The sequence below is a fragment of the Listeria swaminathanii genome, assembly GCF_014229645.1.
GTDB classification, from domain to species: Bacteria; Bacillota; Bacilli; order Lactobacillales; family Listeriaceae; genus Listeria; species Listeria swaminathanii.
Genome location: NZ_JAATOD010000001.1, coordinates 801,058 through 815,202 on the forward strand (window position 1 = coordinate 801,058; position 14,145 = coordinate 815,202).

The following is a 14,145-nucleotide window of genomic DNA, read 5'->3' on the forward strand; positions in this document are numbered from 1 at the left end:
GAGAACTTATACATGAAATGGTTTAAAGGAATTGCCGTAGTTTTATTACTTGCTATCTTAACTGCTTGCGGGAATACTGAAACAAAGGCACCAGAAGAGAAAACAGAAAAAATCGAAGTGAAAGATGCTACAGGGACTACAATCACACTAGAAGAAGCACCAACAAAAATCGTTTCATTAATGCCAAGTAATACAGAGATTTTATTCGCTCTAGGCTTAGGCGACAAAGTTAAAGGCGTTACCGCTTATGACGACTATCCAAAAGAAGCACAAAAAATCGAAAAAGTAACTTCTACAAGCGTAGATACAGAAAAAATCATTGCAATTAAACCTGACTTAGTTCTAGGTCACGAATCCATGCTTGCAACAGAAAAAGACGCGTATCAACTTTTAAAAGATGCAGGAATTAACGTATTTGTTGTTCCAGATACTACGGATTTAGCAGCTGCAGAAAAATCAATTGCAACGGTTGGTAAATTGACTGGAAAAGAAAAAGAAGCGAAAGAAGTAACAGACTCAATGGAAGAACAAAAAGTAGCCATTGAAAAGAAAGCAAAAGAACTAAAAACTTCTCCAAAAGTTTGGATTGAAATTAGCCCAGATTTATATACTGCAGGTAAAGGGACATTTATGAATGAAATGCTAGAACTTGCTGGTGGTACAAATATCGTTACTGAAACTGGCTTTATTCCTTACAATGAAGAAAAAGTCGTGGAACTAAAACCAGATATTATTCTATCTGTATATCCTGATGCAAAAGCAACTATTCTAAAACGTGCAGCGTGGAAAGATATTCCGGCTGTTAAGAATGATAAAATCTACGAAATGGATGCGAATAAATTAAGCCGTCCAGGACCAAGATTACTTGAAGGTGCTGCGGATATTCAAGCCGTTCTTGGAAACTAATTCCTCAAAAATTGTAGATGAAGCTTTACAAAAAATGACTTTTAAGGTAATTTAACATAGGGTGGATTTTTTACTAAACAGTATTAGTAATGGAATCTGCTAAATAAGCAGAGCTATTTACACTTAGAAGATCATGCATAAACAGCGAGAATACGGCAACACAGACGACAAATAATACAAACAAGGTGTATGTGGTTTTAAGTGGAGGAGTTGCCTATAAAAGAATAGTGAGCTGAATCTGGTTTTTAAAACCATATTATTTTTCGGGAAGAAGTGTTTTTGTGAAACAGGTTATGGAAGTTATTAAAGAACAAATTAAAAATTTACCAATGATATTTCGCATTGCGCGCTATGAAGATAAGGCTACATATCAAAGCCATTATTTAGGACTAGCTTGGCAGATTTTAAATCCATTAATCCAAATTGCTATTTATTATTTTGTATTTGGATTTGGGATGAATGCAAAATCTGGCTCTGACGCAAGCTATATTGAATGGATGTTAGCTGGGATTATTCCTTGGTTCTTTATTAGTGCTGTTATTTTACAAGGTGCGAATAGTATTTATAATAAAATAGGCATGGTTTCAAAAATGAATTTCCCAATGAGTATTTTGCCTAATATAACGATTGTTTCTAACTTAACAAGTTATTTTACAATGATGGTTATTTTACTAGGCCTGCTTGCGATTAATGGAACTCCGGTTACTATTTATTGGGGCCAGTATTTGTATTATTTTGTGGCGATGATTGCGTTTCTATTTAGCGTTACGTTGTTTAACGCAACAATTAGTGTTTTAGTAAGAGACTATTATATTATGTTGCAGTCTGTTATGCGTGTGCTTTTCTACGTAACGGGAATTGTTTGGAATTTAGAAACAATGTTACCGCAGTGGCTAGTAGATTTACTTAAACTAAATCCAATTTACTATGTTGTTAATGGTTTTAGAGAAACATTCTTAATGAATAGAGGCTTCTGGGAATCTCCATCATACACGATGTATTTCTGGTTAATCACACTGACATTACTATTCGTTGGTGCGACACTACACATGAAATTCCGCGAACGTTTCGTGGATTATTTATAGGAGGTTAGACAGATGGGTAAACATATCAAAGTATCATTTAAACATGTGTCGAAGGAATATGACCTCTATCAAAATAAATCTGATAAGATTAAAGGCTTGTTCATGCCGAAAAGTCAAAAAATGCAATCCTTTTGGGCTTTACGAGACGTATCTTTTGATATTCATGATGGTGAAACAGTAGGACTTATCGGAATCAATGGTTCAGGTAAGTCAACGATATCGAGTATTATGTCAGGCGTTATTCCTCCCACACAAGGGGAAGTCATTATCAACGGTGAGACCTCTTTAATCGCCATTGCAGTTGGGCTAAAAGGACCACTTACAGGATATGAGAATATTCGTTTGAAATTGCTTATGCACGGAATGAAAAGTTCTGAAATTAACAAATTGATGCCAGGTATTATCGAATTTGCAGATATTGGTGACTTTATTAATCAACCAATTAAAAACTATTCAAGCGGGATGCGTTCTCGTTTAGGTTTTGCGATATCGGTGCATACTAACCCTGATATTTTAGTCATCGATGAAGCATTATCTGTAGGTGACCAGACTTTTTATGAAAAATGTGTAGCTAAAATTAATGAATTTAAAGCACGTGGAAAAACCATTGTTTTCGTCAGTCACTCGCTTGGTCAAGTAAAAAGCTTGTGTGACAGAATTATTTGGATGCACCACGGTGAAATAAGAGAAATGGGCACAGCACAAGAAGTTGCTCAAAAATATGACGAGTTTGTCAAATGGTTTAACAAACAACCAAACGATTATAAGAAAAAATATCAAAAAGAACATAAAGAACATCAAAAAGCGCCACAAAAAAAGATTTATCCAAATCCAAATGCCAATAAATATCGGCTAACAATGTTCGATAAAATATTGTTAACGGTTCTAATTGCATTAACGGTACTGTTCGGGACATTAGTGGCGACGGGGAAATCCTTTAAAGGCTTAATCAGCGAAGGATCCACGAACCAAATCGAACAAATAGCTCATGTAGCGAATAAAGATTTAAAACTAAAGTAATAAAAAAACTTTCAAAGGCTGGCTAGCTTTTGAAAGTTTTTTTTATGAGAAATTTTAAAGAAGTAAAGCATTTTAGCGCAAAATGAAGTGAAAAATTTGTCTAAATAATTAACAAATGCCTAATTAAAACCTTTTTCCTTTGTTTTGTAATGAATCTGTAACTTACGATGGCATAAAGTTTGGTAAAATATAGGACAGTAAAGCAATTTAAGGAGTGGTTGGAGAAAAATGATAAATAAAAAGTGGATGAAAATTGTAATGATTCCAATGCTAGTTGTCCCAATGTATGGTTTGACAACGGTCAGCGGAGAAATACAAGATTCATTAACTGGGAAAAATTCCTTCGTTAAAGACGCTGAAGCTGCTACAACAGCATCACAACAAGCGTTTATCGACAAAATAGCACCTGCAGCCCAGGCATCTCAAGAGAATTATCATCTGTTATCTAGTATAACTTTAGCTCAAGCAATTTTAGAATCTGGTTGGGGAAAAAGTGGACTTGCTACAAAAGGTTATAATTTATTTGGTATTAAAGGGAAATACAACGGACAATCCGTTATCATGACAACATCTGAATATGTGAACGGTGAGTGGATTAGAATTGACGCTGAGTTCCGTAAATATCCTAGTTGGAACGAATCTGTAACAGACCATACACTTTTATTAGTGAATGGAACTTCTTGGAACAAAAACTTATATAAAAAAGTAGTCGATGCAACGGACTATAAAGTAGCTGCAATGGAACTTCAAAAAGCAGGATATGCAACTTCTCCAACATATGGTGCTAGTTTAATTCAAGTAATTGAAAATTATGATCTAGCCAAATATGATGTTTTATACGATAAAATTCTTACTCAAAAATCCACTTCTGGAAAAGCGACTGTTACAAGTCCAACTGGAAATGGCGTTTGGACATTACCGTATAAAGTGAAAGGCGTGCAGTCTGTAAGCCCGGCTAGCACATATGCTAATAAAGATATCGATTTAGTATCTGTTGCTACAACTAAAAGAGGTACGTACTATCAATTTAAATACAATGGTAAAGTAATTGGTTGGGTAGATGCAAAAGCACTAACTATTTACGATAGCGTTAATTATGATAATGTAAACGTTGGCCGTGCTAAAATCACATCGCCTGTAAGCAATGGTATTTGGTCTAAACCATACAATGTTTACGGAAGAGAATTTGTTACGAATGCGACAACATATGCACAACAAGAAATTAAACTTTTACGTGAAGCGCAAACTGCAAAAGGAACCTATTACCAATTTAGCATTAACAATAAAACAATTGGTTGGATTGATAAAAGAGCGCTTACTATCTATCCGTATGATTCCATTGTTTCAAGCAAAAATGTTAATCTTGATGGACAAATCACAGATCCAGTAGGAAATGGTATTTGGACAAAAGCATATAAATTGGAAGGCACAACTTCTGTAGCGCAAGCAACTAAATATGCGAATAAAGATGTGAAAATTAGCCAACAAGTAGAAACACAACATGGCACATATTACAATATCAGCATTGATGGAACAGCAATTGGTTGGTTAGATAAGAACGCGATTACGCTTTATGACCAAGCTGAGTATAATAAAGCAGTTTCATTAGATGCAGCAGTAAGAAATGTGAGTGGTAATGCCGTATGGACAGAACCATATCGCATAGCTGGAACAAAATTAATCGGACCAGCTGAAACTTACTTGAATAAAGAAGTAGAAATTGTACGCGAAGCAAAAACGCCAAAAGGAACCTACTACCAATTTAAATCTGGTGGTAAAGTAATCGGTTGGTTGGATCAAAAAGCTTTTGAAGTATACGACAACGTTATTTACAATAAAGCGGTTAATATGGACGCTGTAGTTGAAAATGTAACTGGTAATGCCGTATGGACTACTCCTTATAAGAGTAAAGGTGTTAAACTTGTTACTTCAGCAGCAACCTATAAAGGTAAAGCAACTAAAATAACTCGTGAAGCGCAAACAAGTAGAGGAACATACTATGAGTTTAGTGTTGATGGTAAAGTCATTGGCTGGCTAGATAAAAAAGCTTTTGATGTTTACGATTCTATTGAATATAATAAGGCTATTAATATGACTGGATTACTGAGCAATGCACCAGGTAATGGTATCTGGACAGAGCCTTATAGAACCATTGGAACTAAAAACGTCGGACAAGCAACTGCTTATGCGAATAAGACTGTACAGCTAGTGCGTGAAGCTAAAACAACGCGCGCGACTTACTATCAAATGAGCGTTAATGGCAAAATAGTTGGTTGGGTCGATAAACGTGCTTTTACAAACGTTAAATAATAAAAAACCAGAGTGAGGCTTCTCACTCTGGTTTTTTTATGTGATTAAGATTTAGTGATGTAAATAAGTTCTTTCAAGAAATCTTTGTAATATGGCGACTCAAAGTGAGAAAACGAATGTCCGAATGGATAGTTGAAATCACCTATATATGTCTTTTTAGAAAAGTCGATTACGCGAGCTTCGGGCAATTTGGATAAGAAATAATTATTTAGGCGATCCCAGAAGTAATTATTTTTTTCAATAGCCATTTTATTTTTATAGGTTACAACTTTACCATCTTCGTCATAATAGGAAGTAGTGAATCCACCTAAGTTTAAAATAACTCGATCGGCAGGGATTACTTCTGTCAATTTTTCGATGAATTGGTCTGCATAACCTTTCCATTCGTTAAAGAACGCTTCGTTATCAATATGGTCTAAAATCCGTTCATAAGAAATATCATTTAGTAACTGACTTTGTTCGATGACATAAGATAATGTAATCGCTGTTTCATCGTTTATCCAGATAACAGGACGAATGACATCAGGATAAAGGTCGATTAGGAAATAATCCGAGTTTGAATCTTTGAGATTGGTAAAGAAGTCTTTTTTCCAATCTTCCACTACAAACGCTTTTTCACTTTTGGCGATATCGGTATATTTATCTAAATTAACTTGTTCAGCAGGTTTCGTCATAACACTGATGATAGACGAATGGAACTGCGTGAAATTACATTCGAAAAAGGCTTTATAATCTGGATTAAAGAATGGTGATGAATTAAAAGCATTACGGCTAAAACAAGTTCCCATAACAGCAATTTTAGTTATATCTTCTTTAATCTTAGGTGCAGCAACAGTAAGGCAAGCTAAATTATTGAAATCATTTTTTGTTAGTTGCGCCTTGAATTGTTTGTTAGCAATATCAAAGAAATCGGAGGAGTCAAGTTCAATCGTATTTGGGACCAAAATAGGTAGGTCGGGCATGTTTTGGGAACGCAGGAAGAAATCCCAGGTCGCGTCTGGTTTATTGATTGGACCAGCTAAGAAATCTTTTTTGCTAATTTGAGCAGAATATTTAGTGAGCCCTTTTTTTAGTGGCCAAACTTGTTCTACATTATATTCGAATGTATTCGCTTTTTTGTCCAATCGTTTTGCAACAATTTGACTATCTGAAAAGCTGCTTTCTAATTTGAATTGTAATGTAATATCACTTTTTGATTCTTTAAGTTGTGTTAAACTAATTAATCCTTGAATATTCTTTTTGAAATAGAAGGATAAGCGATTGGATCCAGTGACATAAGACCGTAGTGAAGCAAAAAGTGGTGCGCCTATTTCAATTTCTCTAGGTATAGAAGGCTTCATATCTGGGTTAATAGACAAGAAAGCAGATAATCCGGTTTGCTCACTGCTAGAGGATACTTCAATCATCGCATCAAGAATATTTGTATTATCTACTAAGAAATCAGCAGATAACTCTTTGATTGGTACAGAGAAATTAACCGTATTATCATTAATAACCCCTAAATCAAAGACTTGTTGTTGTTCATGGAATAAATAAAAACTTGGTGTAGGTCTGCGTTTGAGAACTAATTTTGCGTTAAATTCGTGTGCTGGAAGGGAAGAGTTGATTTTGATAGCGCCAGACATAACGTCTTTATCTAACGTATAGTTTTCTATAGAAGCAAATAGTTCGATAGGTTTACTAACAAGTGTCAAAACTCCTTCTGGAAAATCAAAATGATACTGGTAAAGCGAGTTAGCCGGTTGGAACGGTTTATTTATAATAGGTCCATCTGTTATTAAATTTGTGTACGGATAATCACCATTTACTTTGAATTTCCATACAGTTTGATTGTTAGGTAGAGAAAGATTGGCAAGTTCATCAACAGAAATAAGCGCTGTAAATGAATTCTTATCTTGAGTAAAAGGAATATCTAACTTTTGTTCAGGGTGTTTATATTCTCGGACTTCGTTGTAGTATGCTTGTATACTACTGATTTTTCCATCTGAAAAACCGTGCAACTTCCATGTTTTAGATTCTATTAGCTGAATTTCCTTAATGTAAAATTTCATCTTTAACTCCTTAAAATTTAATTATCTTATTGTATATTTTAGCATATATTAATAGAATTCCCTACAAAAATTAATTAAAGTTAGAGGTTTTGAGCCTGGTTTTTTTAGGAGGCAATTTTGATTTTTGAGAGGGGATGGAAAATGATATTAAAATGTAAGTGGATTTTGGTTTAGAATGGCTATACAGTGGATTATTTTTGTATAGATAGTTGATAAACTGTTGTAAATAAGATATGCTGTAGATACTGAATTTTATAGAATAGCATATCAGTAAGGGGTTGTAGTGAGAGTGGAAAAACCATTTTTAACAGTTGTGGTGCCTTGTTATAATGAAGAGGAAGTTCTAAGTGAGAGCGTTGCACAACTAACAAATATTATACAAAAATTAGTGATGAGTGAATCAATCAGCAACAAAAGTCAGATTATGTTTGTAGATGATGGAAGTAAAGATAAAACTTGGGAACTTATACAACAATACTCAGAATCAAATGAGCATGTTTCAGGATTGAAATTAAGCCGTAATTACGGACATCAAGGCGCGTTGCTTGCAGGTTTAACAGAAGCACATGCCTATTCAGATTGTGTGGTGTCAATTGATGCCGACCTACAAGATGATGTGAATGCAATTATCGAGTTTATAGAAAAATACCATGAAGGCTACGATGTGGTTTATGGTGTGCGCGACAAACGTGATACAGATACTTACTTTAAGAGAAACTCAGCGTTAGCTTTCTATAGAATTATGAGTAAACTTGGCGTTAACATGGTTCCAAATCATGCTGACTATCGATTACTTAGCAAACGGGCATTAACCGAATTTTTACGTTATAAAGAAGAAAATATGTTTATCCGTGGTATCGTGCCATTATTAGGATTTAAATCTACCAAAGTATTCTACAATCGAAATGAAAGATTTGCGGGTGAATCCAAATATCCATTGAAGAAAATGGTATTATTTGCGGTGGACGGGATTACTTCCTTCAGCGTTGCGCCTATTCGATTGTTACTAGTTATTGGATCTGTTATTTTTATGATTGGTGTAGTCATGGGTATTTATGCGATTGTCCAAAAAATAATTGGTGCGGTTGTACCTGGTTGGACTTCTTTAATCGTCTCTCTATGGTTAATCGGCGGTATCCAGTTAATCGGAATTGGTGTGTTAGGTGAATACATTGGAAAAATCTTCAAACAAGTCAAAGAACGTCCTCGCTTTACGATTGAAGAGAACGTTTTTGAAACGAAATGTAAGGAAAATAAAATCAACGAGAGATAGGTGTAAAGAAAGTGAAGAATAGGTTAGCTTATATTTTTAATGCGTTTTTTATACTTATTTTTGGTTACTTACTTTGCATAAGCATTTTTAAACCGCAAGAGATCAGTTTTAATCATCCAAGTATATTTATCATTTTTAGTGCTGCGGCGCTTTTAGTTCTTATTGGAATTTATCAGTTATTTACGAAATTGAATAAAAAAGGAGATGGTGTAATAACCATCTTTTTGGTGAGCTTGATTATATTAACGCAAATATACTTACTCTTCTCTTTAAGAATGGATTCATTTGCGGATGCTTTTGTCATCAAAGGTGAGGCCTTGAAAATGCTTGCTAATGGTGGACATGCAACGGTGCAAGATTATTTCTTAATGTACCCTAATAATGTTTTTATAACGATTATCCGCTACTGGTTATACTCTTTTGGAGGAACACTGGGTATTAGTAATACGTATCTACTAGAAAGTGCCTTCTTATTTGTTTGCATGAACATAACTATTTTTGTATTGTATTGGATTGTTCGCAAAGAAAATGGTACTAAATTCGGTAATATTTATTTATTAATTGTGCTATTTTGTGTACCTTTACTTGGTTACATTTGGTATTTTTATACAGATACACTTGTATTACCTTTTACTGCACTTATTGCATTGTTTTATTATCTTTACACGAAAAATAGTAAGTGGTGGTATTTTATTTTTATCGGGTTACTGTTTGCGATAGGTTATCAGATTAAGCCTAATATCATCATTTTACTTCCAGCAATGCTTATTCATCTTTGTTTTATTCGAAATTGGCGAAAAATTCTTTTGAATACACTTGTTTTATTGGTTTGCTTTTTCAGCTTGAGCACCGCATTTACACCAATTGCTGAGAGTTATGGCTTCAAGAAAGATCCAACAGTAGAATTTCCGCAAACACATTGGCTTATGATGGGGCTTGGCGATCCAGCTGGGCGTTATAATCGAGAAGATGTAACTTACACTTCTGAATTTAAAACAAAAGAAGAAAAAGAAGCGGCAAATATCGAAAAAATTAAAGAACGAATTGAAGAACATGGACCGCTTGGCTTATTGAAGCTTTTTGATAATAAAGTATTAAATACTTGGACGGACGGGACGCGCGCTTATACATGGTACATTAATTCAGCGCTTGAATATCCTGCGCCATACGATTATTTCTTTGGGGATAAACGTGTTGTGACAGAATTGCCTGCTCAAATGTTCCATATCATCAACTTATTTTTAATTTGTTTAGGTGCTTTACGTTTTTATAAGAAGAAGGAATTCGATATGTCCTTTTTCGTTAATATTGCACTCGTTGGTGTTTGGTTGTTCCATTTATTTTGGGAAGCAAATCAACGTTATATCATGTTTATCACACCACTGATGATTTTGTCCTCTATCTATGGATTTAAATTTATAGTAGAATCATTATATACGAAGAAATTTGATTTAAAAAAAGGGCTGAGAAAAGGCTTTTTAATTGTTACTTTCTGTGTGTTTTTGTTGAGTACTGTTACTTTTGCATATATTGGAAATACAGTTGCTGGGCAAACGCAAGATATAAATAAATACCTTGTTAAACAGAGCTATGCCCATATTCAATTGGCAGTTAATAGCAATCAAACTATTAAGCAGACTTTTAATGTAAGTGATCCATTTAATTCTATCCAATTAGCTATTCTAAAAGCACCTGATGCAGATAGTAAATATCGAATTAAAGTTATTAATAAAACAAATAAAAAAGAAGTTTATAATGAAGTGATAGAGGGCTCAGAATTTGAAGAGTCAAAAAATTATCAAATAAATGTAAACGAAAAGCCAAAAGGCAAAACAGAGTACGTTATTGAAGTCTATCAAGTGGAAAATAAAAATCCTAAAGAACCGCTAATGCTTGGTACTTACATTTCGGATATAGTGGATCTTTATCCATATGGTGCTTTGTACATTAAAGGTAAAGCAAGAGAGAAACAAGATATTGGTTTTAGTGTTTCGACAGTCGCTTCTGAGCCGATAATACCGAAATACGTATCTATTATTTTTGATTTAGGTGTTATAATTATTTTCGCAGGAACATATTATGTGTTTAGAAGAAAAGCTGAAGACAATGGATGACATATATTTTGAATTGGGGAGAGTCTATAAATGAACATTGATTCAAATAATAACATCGATAAGAATCGAGAAGCTGGGATTAGTATTATTATTCCACTCTATAATGTGGAAGAAGTAATTCTGGAAACTCTCGAAAGCATTCATGAGCAGACATTTGACATGTACGAAGTTTTATTAATTGACGATGGTTCGACTGATAAAACAATAGAGATGGTAACGGAATATATAGCGGATAAGCCGAAATTCAAGTTGCATACACAACCGAATGGTGGACCGGCTTCGGCTAGGAACCATGGCTTACGTCTTGCGAATAGAATGTATATTTGTTTTGTAGACAGCGACGATATTATTCCTAACTACGCGTTGCAACTTATGTATGATGGTGCAATATCCACTGGTTCAAAATTAATTACTGGTGCAACGAAGCGATTTAATTCAGAGGATGAATGGTTTATTCCGATGCATATTCAATACAATATTGCGAAACCGGGGCTGAAAACACTTTTGAAAAATCCGGAGTTGTTTTATTCGATTGGCCCTTGCGCGAAATTGTACCATCATTCTTTAATAGATGGTGTGTTTTTCCCTGAGAATATTCGTTACGGTGAAGACCAGCCATTTGTTTTACATGCTTTGTTACAAGCAGAAAATATTTATACTGTAGAGAAAGTGGTTTATTATTACCGTTTACGTGACGGGGAATCGCAATCTTTAACACAATCTGTAAATAAAGACCCTATTCGTATTTTAAAATCTGTTTTCCAAATTTTTGACTACGGGGAAGCAGAGCTACTGAAAAATAATACGGAATATGAAGTGGCATTAAAATATTATCAACGAGTATCTAGCATAGAACTTTGGGGCGCTTTGAGAGCTGCTATTGAAAGCAAGAAAAGTGAAAACCAAAAAATTGCGTTTACGATGACGTTAGATTGGTTAAAAACAAAATCAGATGACTTCCTAAATATTATTCCTTCGTTTAGATATTTCTTATTGTTTAGTAGTATTGAGCGCGTTCGTTATATTACGAAAGATAATAAAGAGAACTATCGCCAACTGATTACGTATTTATGGGATAGACAAGGCGAAGAAGCTAAAATTGCGTTTAGAAAAACGTACCCTGTTCATATGAAAGCTGCTTTGCAAATTATGGAAAATAATAACTGGAGTGATGCGCGTAAAATCTCCTTTAAGTTTATTATTCGCCGTCAATTTAAGGCACCTATTTTGATTCGTAAAATAAGCAGAGGGATCATCTTTAGAATTGCTACGTGGCTGCCGCGTAAAAAGGATCAGGTTATTCTGGCTACAGAACGTAGTACAAGTTTAGAAGGTAATTTATTAGCTATTTATGATTACATGTTTTATAACAATATGCCGCAAAAAGTATATGTATTTTTACGGAAAAATCGTAATTGGTTTGAAATGTTCCAATTGTATTATGCGCTTGGGCGGACTAAAACGATTGTGCTAGATGATTATTATAATAAAATTTATGGTTTGAAGTTTAATAAAAAAACACATGTTATCCAATCGTGGCATGCAACCGGTGCTTTCAAAAAGTTTGGTTTTAGTGCGCTGGAAGGTACAGATGCCAATACCGAAGAATTTGAAACACGTGCGCACTCGCCGTATACGGATGTGCTTGTTAGTTCAGAAGGAATTATTCCTGAGTATATGGAAGCCTTTAGAAAACAAGCCAATCAAATTAAACCAATTGGTGTGCCGAGAACAGATGTGTTTTTTGACCAAGAATATGTAGATTATACAAAAGAAAAATATATGAAAATGTATCCGCAACTACGCGATAAAAAAGTATTGCTTTATGCTCCAACGTTCCGCGGTGGTCCGAATGAACGCTTTAATTATAGCGTTGTACTCGATATTGCTGCTTTGAAAAAAGAGCTTGGTGATACGCATATTCTTATTTTGAAATTCCATCCAGTTATTAAAAACGTGTCATTTAACGTAGATGAGGACGATCCATTTATTTTAGATTTAACATTGAATAACGATATTAATGATTTAATGCTATTCAGTGATGCGCTTATTACGGACTATTCTTCGGTAATTTTCGAGTTTAGTTTGATGAATAAACCAATTTATTTCTTTGCTTATGATATTGATGATTATTTGGATGAACGTGGATTTTATTTCGATTATAAAGCAACTATTCCAGGCGAAGTATTTAAAGATACACCATCACTTATTAATTCCATCAAAACTGGGAAATATAATTATGATGAACTGGAAGTCTTTAAGAAGAAATTTGTTGGAAGCCTAGATGGTAATTCAACGAAGCGTTTTGTAGAGACGTATATCGGAAAAGCGGATGAGGAAGTGAAAGATTTATGAGCATAGTAGTAGAACAACTCGTTATAAAAGACACTGATGAAAGATGGGGAAGTTCTTATCTTTTGGAGCAAATAAAAAATAATGTTGCTACTACAAAAGCTGATTTTGTGATGGTCTGTTCGGAAAGTGAACAAAATATTCTTTCGCAAATCCAAGACTATATTGCTCGTTTTACCGACAATATGGCTGGAGCAGATATTCACTTATTTAGTCAAAATCCTGTTTTTGTCCAACATCTACGCAAATTACCAAATGAAGATAGTTATGAAATGACAGATACGCTGCAATTTTTAGAAGAAACTATCCCGAGTCCGACAAGCACCTATTTAGAACGTGATCCACATATGTTATTAGAAGAAGTGGGACAATACATTTTGTACAATGTTTCCTTTTTGAAAGATTATTTCGAAAAAGCAGACGTATCTCATCAATTAATTAACATTTTCCATCAGGCCAATATGGTTTGGAAACATAGTGTTTTGGAAGAAACAAGAAAGAATGAAGCGAAGATAAAAATTCCTGATGACTACAAGATAAGTGATATGGTGGATTGTTGGTCATACTACCGAAACTTAGAAAATAGTTTCACAACGCTAAGTTTGGAATTGCTTGATTTTGACAAGAACTTATTTAATTATTTGATTCGAACAAAATTAGGACCGATTTTCCAAACAAAATTACTAGCTGGAGATTTAACGGAAGCAAAAGATGCGCTAGATGCATTGACTGCTTTTCTTGAAGCGAACAACAAGCGACTTGTGAGTGAACTGGTTTCGCTAGGCTACTTTTATATACAAGTTCCGGTAAAAGAATATCCGATTTGGGGCAGCAACAAACCATTTGGAACGGCTTATTTAAAATTCTTAAAAGTTCTTTTTGAGAAAATGCATTATCAAACGAAGCAATATAATTTAGCTTTTTATAGACGTGCTACGAATGCTGTATATAAGGCGGTTGGTTTGAATTCGTTAAATCCAATTGCTAAATGTCACAAACTTTATTTTTAAATGAGTTCAAAAAAGAAACGACAA

The 14,145-nt window shown here is 34.3% G+C and carries 9 protein-coding genes; 8 read left to right on the forward strand and 1 reads right to left on the reverse strand.

All coding sequences use genetic code 11. The annotated features are described in order from the left end of the window. Positions 1-12 precede the first annotated feature (12 nt). The 4 genes from HCX62_RS04010 to HCX62_RS04025 all read left to right on the forward strand — a co-directional run bounded on the left by HCX62_RS04010 (position 13) and on the right by HCX62_RS04025 (position 5,321). Positions 13-906, forward strand: a complete 894-nt coding sequence (locus HCX62_RS04010) for an ABC transporter substrate-binding protein (protein WP_185637112.1) — start codon at positions 13-15, stop codon at positions 904-906. 281 nt (positions 907-1,187) lie between these two features. Next, on the forward strand, positions 1,188-1,991 hold the full coding sequence (locus tag HCX62_RS04015) for an ABC transporter permease (RefSeq protein WP_008947448.1): 804 nt from the start codon (positions 1,188-1,190) through the stop codon (positions 1,989-1,991). A gap of 12 nt (positions 1,992-2,003) precedes the next feature. Then, positions 2,004-3,011: an ABC transporter ATP-binding protein gene (locus tag HCX62_RS04020; protein ID WP_185637113.1), complete on the forward strand. Its 1,008-nt coding sequence runs from the start codon at positions 2,004-2,006 to the stop codon at positions 3,009-3,011. A 228-nt stretch (positions 3,012-3,239) separates the two neighbouring features. Next, the gene (locus HCX62_RS04025; RefSeq protein WP_185637114.1) at positions 3,240-5,321 is read left to right on the forward strand and encodes a GW domain-containing glycosaminoglycan-binding protein; all 2,082 of its coding nucleotides are present in this window, start codon (positions 3,240-3,242) and stop codon (positions 5,319-5,321) included. A gap of 44 nt (positions 5,322-5,365) precedes the next feature. On the opposite strand, the gene HCX62_RS04030 is transcribed toward HCX62_RS04025, so the two are convergent. Next, positions 5,366-7,372 (reverse strand): DUF6270 domain-containing protein, encoded by a 2,007-nt coding sequence (locus HCX62_RS04030; RefSeq protein ID WP_185637115.1) that lies wholly within the window; start codon positions 7,370-7,372, stop codon positions 5,366-5,368. Between the two features lie 289 nt (positions 7,373-7,661). Between HCX62_RS04030 and HCX62_RS04035 the strand changes: the two genes are divergently transcribed. Genes HCX62_RS04035 through HCX62_RS04050 form a run of 4 tightly spaced genes read left to right on the forward strand, consistent with a single transcriptional unit; the run spans position 7,662 to position 14,121 of the window. After that, positions 7,662-8,645: a glycosyltransferase family 2 protein gene (locus tag HCX62_RS04035; protein ID WP_185638019.1), complete on the forward strand. Its 984-nt coding sequence runs from the start codon at positions 7,662-7,664 to the stop codon at positions 8,643-8,645. 11 nt (positions 8,646-8,656) lie between these two features. After that, positions 8,657-10,759 (forward strand): glycosyltransferase-like membrane protein, encoded by a 2,103-nt coding sequence (locus tag HCX62_RS04040; RefSeq protein ID WP_185637116.1) that lies wholly within the window; start codon positions 8,657-8,659, stop codon positions 10,757-10,759. 30 nt (positions 10,760-10,789) lie between these two features. Further along, a complete protein-coding gene (locus tag HCX62_RS04045) occupies positions 10,790-13,114 on the forward strand; it encodes a bifunctional glycosyltransferase/CDP-glycerol:glycerophosphate glycerophosphotransferase (protein ID WP_185637117.1) in 2,325 nt (774 codons plus the stop codon). After that, positions 13,111-14,121, forward strand: coding sequence for a hypothetical protein (locus HCX62_RS04050; protein ID WP_185637118.1), 1,011 nt, complete (start codon positions 13,111-13,113; stop codon positions 14,119-14,121). Before HCX62_RS04045 ends, HCX62_RS04050 begins: the two co-directional genes overlap by 4 nt. The last annotated feature ends 24 nt before the right edge of the window (positions 14,122-14,145 follow it).

Bases quoted from the DNA above. Each gene is read 5' to 3' on its own strand.
- HCX62_RS04020 (WP_185637113.1), top strand. From the start codon at position 2,004: ATGGGTAAACATATCAAAGTATCATTTAAACATGTGTCGAAGGAATAT.
- HCX62_RS04010 (WP_185637112.1), top strand. From the start codon at position 13: ATGAAATGGTTTAAAGGAATTGCCGTAGTTTTATTACTTGCTATCTTA.
- HCX62_RS04050 (WP_185637118.1), top strand. From the start codon at position 13,111: ATGAGCATAGTAGTAGAACAACTCGTTATAAAAGACACTGATGAAAGA.
- HCX62_RS04045 (WP_185637117.1), top strand. From the start codon at position 10,790: ATGAACATTGATTCAAATAATAACATCGATAAGAATCGAGAAGCTGGG.
- HCX62_RS04025 (WP_185637114.1), top strand. From the start codon at position 3,240: ATGATAAATAAAAAGTGGATGAAAATTGTAATGATTCCAATGCTAGTT.
- HCX62_RS04030 (WP_185637115.1), bottom strand. From the start codon at position 7,372: ATGAAATTTTACATTAAGGAAATTCAGCTAATAGAATCTAAAACATGG.